Source organism: Halococcus thailandensis JCM 13552, from assembly GCF_000336715.1.
GTDB classification, from domain to species: domain Archaea; phylum Halobacteriota; class Halobacteria; order Halobacteriales; family Halococcaceae; genus Halococcus; species Halococcus thailandensis.
Map to the genome: position 1 here is coordinate 232,287 of NZ_AOMF01000174.1, position 11,528 is coordinate 243,814.

Below are 11,528 nucleotides of genomic sequence, written 5' to 3' on the forward strand. Positions count from 1 at the left end.
ACCGCGTCGTTACGATCGATCCGCCGTATCGGCTCCCTCTCGTGTTTTGACGGCGACACCCGTCTCGAAATCCGTCATCGCGTCGGCCGACAGCGCCGCCCGTCCCACCCCGTAGAGATCGTCGTCCGGCCCGACGATACAGACCGCGTCGCCCGGCCTGATCGCCGGATCGACGTCACGAACGAACTTCGCGAAGGCGTTCTTCCCCTCTTTGACGAACGGATCGCTCTCCGTACCGACGACGACGCGCGCCAGCGGGGCGGCGAGCGCCGTTCGGAGCCGTTCGCCGCCGGCCAGTCCGAGCGTGAAGCGGCCGTCGGTGCCGTAGGAGACGAGGCGTTCGCCGTCGGCGAAGATCTGCTGTGGGCGGCCGGTGCGCGATCGTCGTACCGAAAACGAGCCGTCGGGCGGGAAGAGCGCCGCGCCAGCGCCCGCGCCGAACTGGTAGTCGGCGACCGTGCGCAGCCGTGCGAAATCGTCCATGAGGCCGTTCGCGCGTCGGCGGGCAAAAACACGCCCATCCCGCGTCGGTCGGCGCGGGGCTTTCGAAGCCATTTATACCCCGTGGGTCGCAGTGCGAGTCATGGACGAACGGACGCAGATCAGTGCGGGTGGCGTACTCCTAGTGATCGGGGCGATAATCGTCCTGCTGTTCGCGTTTCCCGCCTCGACGATCGGGTTCGCGGTGCCGATCCCGCTGGCGATCGTCGCGGCGCTCGCGATGGCCGCCGGCACGCTGCTCATCGGTACCTCCGAAGGGACGGTTTAGAGTAGGAACCGCTCCGAGCGCGCCGAGAGGTCGGTGAAGGCGTCGGCGGCGGCGACGAGTTCTTCGGAGGTCGATTCGCCGAACGCCATCGCCTCGATGCGGACGCCCTCGTGGCGCAGATGTGAGCAGAGTCTGGAGAAATCGCCGTCGCCCGTACAGATGACGACGCTGTCGAGGTTCGGCGCGAGCGTCACCGCGTCGAGGATCATGCCGACGTCCCAGTCGGCCGATTTGGAGCCGTCGGCGTGGGTCTTGATCTCCTTGATCTTGGTCTCGAAGCCGATCTCCTGAAGCGCCTCGAAGAAGTTCTCCTCGTTCGGCGAGTTCGCCCGGATGACGTAGGCGATGGCACGGGTCAGCTCGCGCCCGGCCACGGCTTCGTCGAGCAGTTCCTCGTAGTCGATGTTGCGCGAGTAGACGCTCTGGGTGGTGTGATAGAGGTTCTGTGAATCGACGAGCACCGCGACACGCTGACCCGGTTGAACGACGTTCGACATGCGGGCATTCCTCGGAGTGTCCGCTAAAGCGTTTCGTCACCGAAAGACCGGGATGAATTGCCCGGCAGGTATCGCGTACGACGCAATTCCTAAGTGTGCCGGGTGCGGTGGTCGGGTATGCGACGCGTCACACCCGAGCGGGTGAGCGGGCAGAGCGGTGGGTGTGGCGGTCCCGTTCGCGCGACCAAACGGGCGGCGGGTAGCTCGCGGCGGGCGTAGCACTCCCGTCGCGCGCTGTTTTCGATCAGCATCGTTCACCGAGTAGCGACACCACCCACATGACACACGATATCGACCTCGACGGCGTGTTCCCCGCGATGGTCACGCCGTTGGAAGCGGACGACAGTATCGACTTCGATGGAGTACGAGCGGAGGCCCAGCGACTCGAACGGGCGGGCGTCGACGGGCTCGTTCCCGTCGGCACCACCGGCGAGAGCGCCACCCTCTCGCACGACGAGCACGTCTCGGTCGTCGAGACGGTCGTCGATGCAGTCTCGATCCCCGTGATCGCGGGGGCCGGCTCGAACGCAACCCACGAGGCGCTTGCCCTCGCCGAACGCACGCGCGACGCCGGCGCGGACGCCCTCCTCCTGATCTCGCCGTACTACAACAAGCCCGAACCCGCCGGGATGGAGGAGCATTACCGCACGATCGCCGACGCCGTCGATCTCCCGCAGATCGTCTACAACGTCCCCGGCCGCACGGGGCGCACGATCGCGATCGACACGGCGGCGGCGCTCGCCGAGCACGAGAACGTCGTCGGCTTCAAGTCGGCGAGCGGGGATCTCGGGCGACTGAGCGAACTCGTCGAACGAACGCACGAGGCGGAGTTTGCCGTTCTGTCGGGCGAAGACGGGCTCACACTGCCGGCACTCGCGGCGGGCGGGCGCGGGACGATCAGCGTCGCGGCGAACGTCGAGCCCGAGCGCGTCGGCGAGATGGTTCACGCCGCCCTCGACGGTGATTTCGAGCGGGCGCGCGAGCGCCATCTCGAACTCGGCCCACTGTTCCGGGCGCTGTTCTGGGAGACCAACCCGATTCCGCTGAAGGAGGCGCTCTCGATCCGCGGGCACGTCTCGCCACGGATGCGCTCGCCGCTGTCACGGCTCTCGTCCGATCGCCGTGACGCGCTCGAATCCGTGCTCGCCGATCTCGACGGTGCCGACCGACTCCTGGAGGCCGGGCGATGACGACGATCGGCGTCACGGGTGCGACGGGGACGATGGGGACCGCAGTGCTGGAGACGGCCGCCGACCGCGAGGATGTCGACGTGAGCGTCGCGGTCAACCGCGGGGCCGACGACGAGCGCGTCGCCGGTCAGCAGGTCCACGACGCGGCCGACCTGCCGACGCTGCTGGCCGATCGATCCGTCGACGTGGTGGTCGATTTCACCGGTCCCGAGTCGGCGATCGAGTACGCCGCGGCCTGTGCGGAGGCGGGCGTCGGCTTTGTCACGGGGACGACGGGTTTCGACGCGGACGGTCGCGAGGCACTGGAAACGAGCGCCGAGCGGGTGCCCCTGCTGTGGGCGACGAACTTCTCGCAGGGGATCCACGCGCTGGGCGAGGCACTCGGCGAGATCACGGAGACGCTTTCGGAGTACGACATCGAAATGACTGAGACACATCACAATCGCAAGCGGGACGCACCGAGCGGGACGGCTACGACGCTGCTCGACGGGATCGACAACGCGGGCGGCGGCGAGCACGACCGAACCTACGGTCGCGAGGGCGACCAGCCACGCGCGGACGGCGAGATCGGCGTTCACGTGCGCCGAGCGGGCGGTATCCGTGGCGAGCACGAGGTGCTGTTCGCGGGCAACGACGAGGTGCTCACGTTCACCCATCGCGCCGAGAGCCGGGGGGTGTTCGCCTCGGGCGCGCTCGACGCGGCGGTCTGGCTCGCCGGGCGTGATCCGGGGTTCTACGAGTTCGGGGAGGTGCTCGCATGAGCCTCCAGTCGGACGTCGAAACCCTCTGGCAGCGCTCCGAGGACGGTCTGACGGCGGGCGATGCAGGCTCGGACGAGCGGGCGACGCTCGACGCGTTCCTCGACGCGCTCGAAGCCGGCGAGGTGCGCGCCGCCGAGCGGAGTGGCGACGAATGGGTGGCCAACGAGTGGGTGAAACAGGGGATCCTGCTCAATTTCAGCCTGCGCGAGACCGAGCACCGGGAGTACGGCGACGTCGGCTACCACGACGTGCTGCCGCTCCGCTCCACGAGCGATCTCGGCGAGCGTGGCACCCGGAACACGCCCGACGGGACGGTTATCAGACGTGGAGCATATCTCGGCGGCGACGCGATCATGATGAGCCCGAGCTTCGTCAACGCGGGCGCGTACGTCGGCGACGGCACGCTCGTCGACTCCTGTGATACGGTTGGCTCCTGCGCGCAGATCGGCGCGGACGTGAAGCTCGGGGCGAACACGCTCATCGGTGGCGTGCTCGAACCGGTCGAAGACACGCCCGTGATCGTCGAGGAGGGCGTCTCGCTCGGTGCCGGCTGTCGCGTCACTTCCGGGTTCGTCGTCGGTCACGACTCGGTGGTCGGCGAGAACACGCTGCTCACGCCACGAATCCCGGTCTACGATCTCGTCGAGGAGGAGGTCGTCTACGGCGAGCTCCCGCCCGAGCGCCGGGCGTTCACCCGGTTCGTCGAATCGTCGGTCGGCGAGCACGACCTCTTCGACGGCGGGGCGTACAAGCCGGCGGTGGTGGCGACGGCCGTCGAGGACCGAACCCTCGAAGCGACCGAGCGCGAGGACGCGCTCCGATGACGGGCGCTGCCGTCACGACGGCGAACCCGCCCGTCCGACGGCTCGCCGACTGGTCGGCGGACCGTCTGCACGATCTCGCCGACGAGCACGGGACGCCGCTGTACGTCGTCGACGTCGAGCGGGTGCGCGAGAACGCCGCGCGTCTCCGGGAATCGTTTCCGGAGGCGGCCATCGACTACGCGGTGAAGGCCAACGCTCGAAAGCCGGTGCTCGGTGCGATCGCCGCGGCGGGGTTCGGTGCCGAGTGCGCGTCGGCCGGCGAAGTCGTCCGCGCGTGCGAAGCGGGGTTTTCCGAGATACGCTACACGGCCGTCAACCCGCCCGCACGCGATCTCGATAGGGTCGTCGAAGTCGCCGACGAACACGAGATCACGATCACGGTCGGCGCGCTCGACACGCTCGATGCACTCGCGGAGCGCGACTGGTCCGGGGAGATCTACGTACGCGTGAACCCCGGCGTCGGCGCTGGCCACCACGAGAAAGTCCGGACGGGTGCGGATCCGAAGTTCGGCATCCCGATCGACCGTGCCGCAGCGGCCGTACGTGACGCCGACGAGCGCGGGTTCGCGGTCGAGGGTCTCCACGCCCACGCCGGCAGCGGCATCCTCGACACCGAGGATCTCGCGGCTCACCGCGCACTCGTCAAGCGAATGAGCGAACTCGCCGACGAGATAGCTAACATGGGTATCGATCTCGACGCAGTGAGCGTCGGTGGCGGGTTCGGCGTTCCCTATCACGATACCGAGGCTCCTCTCGACGTGGACGCTCTCGCCCGTGCGACCCGCGAGGCGTTTTCGGCCGACGCTCAACTGGGGATCGAGCCGGGACGCTATCTCGTCGCCGACGCGGGCGTACTCCTCGCCGCGGTGACGACCGTGAAGCCGACACCCGAGACGACCGTGATCGGCGTCGACGCCGGGATGACGACCCTCGCACGGCCGGCGCTCTACGATTCCTTCCACGAGATTCGCTCGCTCGCGACGACTGCCGAGGATCGCGAGACGATCGCGGCGACGGTCGCCGGTCCGGTCTGTGAGTCCGGCGACGTGCTCGGTCGCGACCGTGAGCTGCCAGCACCCGAACGCGGCGATCGTCTCGCGGTCGGCAACGCCGGAGCCTACGGTTACGAGATGGCGAGCACCTACAACTCGCGACCCCGTCCGGCGGTCGTCGCGCTCGACGGCGATCGGAGCGAACTCTGTGTGCGCCGCGAGACGATCGCGGATCTCGGGGGGCTCGAACGATGAACGTCGAGAAGTACCACGGTACGGGCAACGACTTCTTCGTGATCGACGCGAGCGAACCCGTCGCCGACCGGCGGGCGCTCGCGATCGAGCTCTGCGATAGTGACGACGGGCTCGCGGTCGGCGAGCGGACGGGTGCCGACGGCGTGCTCTTCCTCGCGCTCGAGGACGGCTACGCGTCGCCGCGCGTGGTGATGACGCTCGTCCAGCCCGACGGCTCGACCGCGCCGATGTGTGGCAACGGCGCACGCTGTGCGGCGGCGTGGGCTGCCGAACGAACGGCCGCGGAGACGGTGATGGTCGACACGCAGGCCGGCACCCGGCGTGCGACCATCGACGATGCAGGCGTGACCGTCGAGATGGGCGAGGCGAGTTTCGCACCCGATGCCGTCCCGCTCGCCGGTGACGACCCCTTGCTCGACCGACTCGTCGAGGATCTGTCCGTGACGGCGGTCGACACCGGCGTTCCCCACGCCGTGGCGTTCGTCGACGACGTTGCCGCCGTCGATCTCGACGCGCTCGCGCCGCCAGTGCGACACGCCGATCGGTTCCCGCGCGGGGCGAACGTGACGCTCGCCAGCCCGCGCGAGGAAGGGTTCGATCAGCGCACCTACGAGCGCGGTGTCGAGGGTGAGACACGCTCGTGCGGGACCGGTGCCGTGGCGATCGCGGCGGTCGCCCGCGAGCTCGGCCTGACCGAGCGCGATGCGATCCCCGTCCATCCGCCGGGCGGCCGGCTCGACGTCCGTTTCACCGAGCGCGGCGCGGCGCTCGCCGGTCCGACCGAACGCGAGTTCGCCGGGAGCGTCTCGACGGCTTCCTCGCCGGTCGTCGAGGGTGGAACCGACGGGGCGGCCGGCGACTGATGGGGTTCGACCCGCTCGAATTTCTCGAAACGGCCGTCGAAACCCCCTCGCACGAGACCGTCGAGCCGATGCGCGCGCTACTGTGCGACCACCTCGCCGCCAACGGCGCCGAACCGACGGTCCACGACGACGGGAGCGTGCTGGCGAGCAAGGGTAATTCGTCCGGGCCGCACATCGTCTTGAACACCCATCTCGATACGGTCGCACCGCACGTGCCCGCCGAACGGGAGGGCGACGTGCTCCACGGGCGGGGCTCTTGCGACGCGAAGGGACCGCTCGCGGCGATGCTGTCGGCGTTTCTCGACTGCGAGCCCGATGGTACCCTCACACTCGCGGTGACGCCCGACGAGGAACGCCGATCTCACGGGGCGGCGGCGCTCGTGCCGTCACTCGATCTCGATGGTGAGCGCGGTGACGCAGTCATCGTCGGCGAGCCGACCGGTCTGGACGTCTGCATCGCCGGCAAGGGGCGTTTCGAGGGAACGGTGAGGGTCGAGGGCGAGAATGCCCACGCAGCCGAACCTCACACCGGGACGAACGCGATCACAGGGGCCGCGGCCGCCATCGAGGCCATCGACGAGTTCGGCGAGCGCCCGGACGCGCTCTCGGCCCATCCCGATCTCGGTAGACCGACGCTCACGCCGACGGTCGTCGAGGGTGGGACCGCGACAAACCAGGTGCCTGCCGGCTGCGAGATCGTCGTCGATCGCCGGAGCGTCCCGCCGGAGACGGCGGCGGATTTCGAGCGCGATCTCGACGACTTCCTCCGCGAACGACTCGACTCGTCCGTGTCGTTCGCCCTCACAGAGCGCGAGACGCCGTTTCTGGAGGCGTTCGAGACGCCGGCCGATTCGGGAGTCGTCGAGGCCTTCCAGGACGCGGGCTGTGACACTCGCCCGTTCACTGCCGCGACCGAGGCGTCGTATTTCGCCCGTGAAGCTCCGACCGTGGTGTTCGGACCCGGCGATCTCGCGGACGCGGACGGTCCGGTGGCACACGCCGAGCGCGAGTACGTCCGCCTCCCCGAGGTCGAGCGCGCGACGGAACTGCTCGACCGGGTGCTCGCATCGCTGTTCCGGAGGACTGGGACTTAAGACCGCTGCGCTCGAAGGCAGTCCATGAGCACGGAGGGTGACGAGCAGGTGCTCGACCTGCTGCACGAGGCACGCAACGACGAGTTCGAGACCGTCATCAACTACCAGAGCGACGCCATCGCGCTCGCGGGCGTCGCCGCCGAGGAGGTCGCCGACAGCCTGAGCGCCGACGTCGAGGAGGAGCTCGGCCACGCCGAGGAGCTCGGCGAACGCATCGTCCAGCTCGGCGACCAGCCGAAGGGCTCCTACGAACTCGAGATGGGCCAGGAGAGCCTCCAGCCGCCCGAGGACCCGACCGACACGCTCGCGGTGATCGACGGCGTCATCGAGGCCGAGAAGGGCGCGGTCGAGACCTACCGCGAACTCGTCACCGTCGCCGACGAGGCCGACGACCCCGTGACCGAGGACCTCGCGACGGAACTGCTCGCCGACGAGGAGGAGCATCTCACCGAGTTCGAAGGCTACCGGAAAGAGTACGACGACTGACGCAGCACGACGGCTGTTTTTTCCACCGATGGCGCGCTCGCGCTCGTGTGCGAGCATCGCGAGGCGCGGAGCGCCTCGCCGGCGAGCACCGAGTGCGAACACTGTGCGGGGTCTGCACGAGCACGCGAGTGCAGGCTCGTCAGAACTTCGTTCTGACGGTGGATGAGTGAGCGACCGGCGGGGAGTCGTTCGAAAGGCGCTCCGCGCCTTTCGTGATGACGAAAATCTCCGATTTTCGAACCACGAGCGAATCGGCTGGGGAGGATCGTGGGCTGTGCGGTTCGTGTGATCCCTGAGTAGTTGGTATGTCTGCCCGTCGATCGATTTACTCGGCCGAATCGGCCAGTTCGCTTGCCAGCCCGGTGTAGTCGGCGGGCGTGAGCGCGCGTAGTTCCGCACGTGTTGCCTCGTCGACGTTGAGGTCGGCGAACAGCTCGCGGAACTCGTCGAGACTGGTGCGTCGCCCGCGGGTGAGATCCTTCACTCGCTCGTAGGCATCGGTGTGACCCTCGCGACGGAGGATCGTCTGAACTGCTTCGCCGATGACCTCGGGGTTTTCCTCCAACTCCGCGCGCATCACCTGCTCGTTCGGGACGACTTTCGAGAGACCAGTTTGGGTCTTCCGGTAGCCGATCAGGCTGTGCGCCAGCGCCGCGCCCACGTTTCGCTTGACCGTCGAATCCGAGAGATCGCGCTGGAGCCGTGAGGTGGTGAGGGTCTCGGCGAGAAAGGAGAGATCGCTGTCGGCCTTCGAGAGGTTGCCCTCGCTGTTCTCGAAGTCGATCGGGTTGACCTTGTGCGGCATCGTCGACGAACCCGTCTCGCCCGCGTCGCTCTCCTGGCCGAGATAGCCATCGGACACGTAGCGCCACATGTCACGATCGGCGTCGAGCAGGATCGCGTTCGCACCCCGGAGCGCGTCGAACAGCGCCGCGAGATCGTCACACGGGTTGATCTGCGTGACGGGTTCGACGTGGGCGAGCCCGAGCGAGCGGACGAACTCCCGTGCAGAGGCTCGCCAGTCGACATCGGGATAGGCGGCGTGGTGGGCGGCGTAGGTCCCGCTCGCGCCGGCGAGTTTGCCTGCGAGATCGCCGGTGGCACGTTCGACGCGCTCGATGGCCCTCTCCAGCCGGCCGGCGTAGACGGCCATCTCCTTGCCGAACGTCGTCGGCGTCGCCGGCTGGCCGTGCGTGCGCGCGAGCATCGGGCTGTCACTGTATTCGTTCGCCATCCCCGCGAACGACTCCCGGATCGCGTCGAGTTCGGCCACCAGCACTTCCTCGACAGCGGGCTTGAGCAGCAGTCGGCGAGCGAGATTGTTGACGTCCTCGCTCGTCAGGCCGAAGTGGACCCACGGGGCGACGTCCGGGTCGGGGAGCCCGTCACGGACGAAATACTCGACCGCTTTCACGTCGTGGTTGGTCGCCGAGTGCTCGGCGGTGCCCTCGGTTTCGATGCGCTTGATCCGGGCTGCGTCCTCCTCGGTGAACTCCTCGTAGAGTTCTCTGAGAACCTCTCGGTCGTCGGCGTCGAGTTCGATCGGGGTGGCGTCGAGTTCGGCGAGCGCGCCGAGATATTCCACCTCGACGCGGACGCGGGCGCGCAGCAGGGCCGCCTCGCTCGCGTATTCGACGAGCGGTTCGGTGTAGCGTGCGTACCGACCATCGAGCGGCGACACGGACGAGAGCGGACCGCGATCTGTCATGCCTACGACTGACCCGAGTCCGGTGAAATGGGTGTCGAATCGCCGATCGCTCTCGCGAGTCCGATTCGATTTCAGTACGATTTCGTTTTTCCGAGTTACCGAATTCGGTCTCTGTCAGCAGAGCAGTTATGACCGCACTACCTGACGACAATGAATCCCGCACAGCCCACATACCTCCCCAACCGACTGCGCTCCTCGCTCGCTGCGGTGCTCATCCCTCGCGCAGTGTTCGCGCTCGGTGCTCGCTATTGCTCGCACACGAGCGCGAGCGCGCGCCGTGTAGGAAATCGAATTTCTCACGAATTTCATCGAAGGATGGCCCGTGGACGCCGTTCTCGAATCCGAACGCACTTTGCGCACGGCGCGTCCCCTTCAGCCATGACACCGATCGCGGGACTGGCGGGTAATCGCGGCCGCAACCTCGTTCGGATCGCCGACCGCGCGCCCGGCGGCGCGGAACTGAGCGTCGTTCTAACGGACGACGCCGACGCGCCGGTGCTCGACGCGGCCGCCGAGCGCGGGATCCCCACCGAGGTCGTCGAACCCGAGGATGGAGAATCCCGGGGGAGTCACGAACGACGACTGCTCGACAGACTCGACGAGTACGACGCCGAACTGGTCTGTCTCGACGGCTACATGCGCGTGCTCACCGACGAGTTCGTCGATGCTGCGCCGCCGGCGTTCAACGTCCATCCGTCCCTTCTCCCGGCGTTCCCGGGGATCGATGCCCACGAACAGGTTCTGGACGCCGACGTCGACGTCACCGGCTGTACCGTCCATCTCGTCACCGAGGAGGTCGACGCCGGCCCGATCGTCACTCAGGAGCCAGTCGCCGTCTATGCGGACGACGATCCCGAATCGCTGAAGGAGCGCGTGCTCCACGAGGCCGAGTTCGCGGCCTATCCGCGCGCCGTCAGGCTGTTCGCCGAGGGAAAACTGACCATCGAAGGTGAGGGCGACGAGCGCGAGGTGCGGGTCGCGGACGACGAGGATGGCGCGTTCCCGACCCGGCGCGTTCGGGGCACCGAGCGCGCGGCGGAGCTCCGCTACGGCGAGAACCCACACCAGTCGGCCGCGCTCTACACCGACGCGGACACGGGGGCGAGCGTCGTCGATGCGCCACAGCTGAACCCCGGTGCGAAAAACCTCTCGTACAACAACTACAACGACGCCGACGGCGCGCTCGGACTGGTCCGGGAGTTCGACGAGCCGGCGGCCGCGGTGATAAAGCACACCAACCCCGCGGGCTGTGCGACCGCCGACACGCTCGCGGCGGCCTACGAGGACGCGCTTGCTACCGATCCGATGAGCGCGTTCGGGGGGATCGTCGCGCTGAACCGCGAGTGCGACGAGGCGACCGCCGAGCGGATCGTCGAGTCGTTCAAAGAAGTCGTCCTCGCGCCGGGCTATACCGAGGACGCGCTCGCGGTGCTGCGCGGGGAGGACAACCTCCGGGTGCTCGACATCGAGGAGTTCGACAGCGATCCATCCCCGCTGGTGGAAAAACCGATTGCCGGTGGGCGACTGATCCAGGAACGCGACGAGCAGGCGATCGCCCCCGCAGACCTGGAGATCGTCACCGAGCGCGAGCCGACCGACGCCCAGCTGAGGACGATCCGTTTCGCGTGGCAGGTCATCAAACACGTCAAATCGAACGCCATCGTCTTCGCGGACGGCACCGAAACTGTGGGCATCGGCATGGGACAGGTCTCGCGGGTCGATGCGGTACGGCTCGCCGCGATGAAGGCCGACGAACACGCCGAGGGAAAATCCGCAGCGGGCGCGGTGATGGCCTCGGACGCCTTCTTCCCGTTCCCCGACGGGATCGAGGCGGCCGTCGACGCGGGCATCGAGGCGGTCGTCCAGCCCGGCGGATCGGTCAACGACGACGACGTGATCGCGGCCGCCGACGAGGCGGGCATCGCGATGGCCCACACCGGTCAGCGCGCGTTCCGCCACGATTGAGCGGGCGAGGACGGATGAACGGTGGTTGTTCGTCGATCGGTGCGTTCAGTTCTTAGCGGGGTGATTTCCGTCGACTGGTGGGCGTATCACAACCCCTAAGTGAGCACCGACCCCCTGTTCTGAC

Annotated in this window: 12 protein-coding genes; 9 read left to right on the forward strand and 3 right to left on the reverse strand. The window is 67.9% G+C overall.

The window, feature by feature from the left end:
• Positions 1–9 precede the first annotated feature (9 nt).
• Positions 10–483 carry a PUA domain-containing protein gene (locus C451_RS18695; protein WP_007743059.1) on the reverse strand — a complete coding sequence of 158 codons (474 nt, stop codon included), beginning with the start codon at positions 481–483 and terminating at the stop codon, positions 10–12.
• Between the two features lie 100 nt (positions 484–583).
• Here C451_RS18695 and C451_RS18700 point away from each other — a divergent pair, with 100 nt between their 5' ends.
• On the forward strand, positions 584–769 hold the full coding sequence (locus C451_RS18700) for a hypothetical protein (protein ID WP_007743061.1): 186 nt from the start codon (positions 584–586) through the stop codon (positions 767–769).
• Here C451_RS18700 and C451_RS18705 read toward each other — a convergent pair.
• Positions 766–1,266 (reverse strand): LabA-like NYN domain-containing protein, encoded by a 501-nt coding sequence (locus C451_RS18705; protein ID WP_007743062.1) that lies wholly within the window; start codon positions 1,264–1,266, stop codon positions 766–768. The two genes, C451_RS18700 and C451_RS18705, sit on opposite strands and share 4 nt — an antisense overlap.
• Positions 1,267–1,544: 278 nt before the next feature.
• Here C451_RS18705 and dapA point away from each other — a divergent pair, with 278 nt between their 5' ends.
• From dapA to C451_RS18740, 7 genes are read left to right on the forward strand one after another with little or no spacing between them, the layout of a single operon-like run.
• Positions 1,545–2,456, forward strand: coding sequence for a 4-hydroxy-tetrahydrodipicolinate synthase (dapA, locus tag C451_RS18710; RefSeq protein ID WP_007743064.1), 912 nt, complete (start codon positions 1,545–1,547; stop codon positions 2,454–2,456).
• Positions 2,453–3,217, forward strand: a complete 765-nt coding sequence (gene dapB, locus C451_RS18715) for a 4-hydroxy-tetrahydrodipicolinate reductase (RefSeq protein WP_007743067.1) — start codon at positions 2,453–2,455, stop codon at positions 3,215–3,217. The genes dapA and dapB overlap by 4 nt, the downstream gene beginning before the upstream one ends.
• The gene (locus C451_RS18720; protein WP_007743068.1) at positions 3,214–4,041 is read left to right on the forward strand and encodes a 2,3,4,5-tetrahydropyridine-2,6-dicarboxylate N-succinyltransferase; all 828 of its coding nucleotides are present in this window, start codon (positions 3,214–3,216) and stop codon (positions 4,039–4,041) included. Before dapB ends, C451_RS18720 begins: the two co-directional genes overlap by 4 nt.
• Positions 4,038–5,288, forward strand: coding sequence for a diaminopimelate decarboxylase (gene lysA, locus C451_RS18725; protein WP_007743070.1), 1,251 nt, complete (start codon positions 4,038–4,040; stop codon positions 5,286–5,288). The genes C451_RS18720 and lysA overlap by 4 nt, the downstream gene beginning before the upstream one ends.
• Positions 5,285–6,151, forward strand: coding sequence for a diaminopimelate epimerase (gene dapF, locus C451_RS18730; protein WP_007743077.1), 867 nt, complete (start codon positions 5,285–5,287; stop codon positions 6,149–6,151). The genes lysA and dapF overlap by 4 nt, the downstream gene beginning before the upstream one ends.
• Positions 6,151–7,245, forward strand: coding sequence for a M20/M25/M40 family metallo-hydrolase (locus tag C451_RS18735; RefSeq protein ID WP_007743078.1), 1,095 nt, complete (start codon positions 6,151–6,153; stop codon positions 7,243–7,245). The genes dapF and C451_RS18735 overlap by 1 nt, the downstream gene beginning before the upstream one ends.
• A 24-nt stretch (positions 7,246–7,269) precedes the next feature.
• Positions 7,270–7,731, forward strand: coding sequence for a ferritin-like domain-containing protein (locus tag C451_RS18740; protein WP_007743080.1), 462 nt, complete (start codon positions 7,270–7,272; stop codon positions 7,729–7,731).
• Between the two features lie 325 nt (positions 7,732–8,056).
• On the opposite strand, the gene purB is transcribed toward C451_RS18740, so the two are convergent.
• Entirely contained in the window at positions 8,057–9,439 is a 1,383-nt protein-coding gene (purB, locus tag C451_RS18745) for an adenylosuccinate lyase (RefSeq protein ID WP_007743082.1), read from the reverse strand.
• Between the two features lie 378 nt (positions 9,440–9,817).
• Here purB and purH point away from each other — a divergent pair, with 378 nt between their 5' ends.
• Positions 9,818–11,404, forward strand: coding sequence for a bifunctional phosphoribosylaminoimidazolecarboxamide formyltransferase/IMP cyclohydrolase (gene purH, locus C451_RS18750; protein ID WP_007743083.1), 1,587 nt, complete (start codon positions 9,818–9,820; stop codon positions 11,402–11,404).
• The last annotated feature ends 124 nt before the right edge of the window (positions 11,405–11,528 follow it).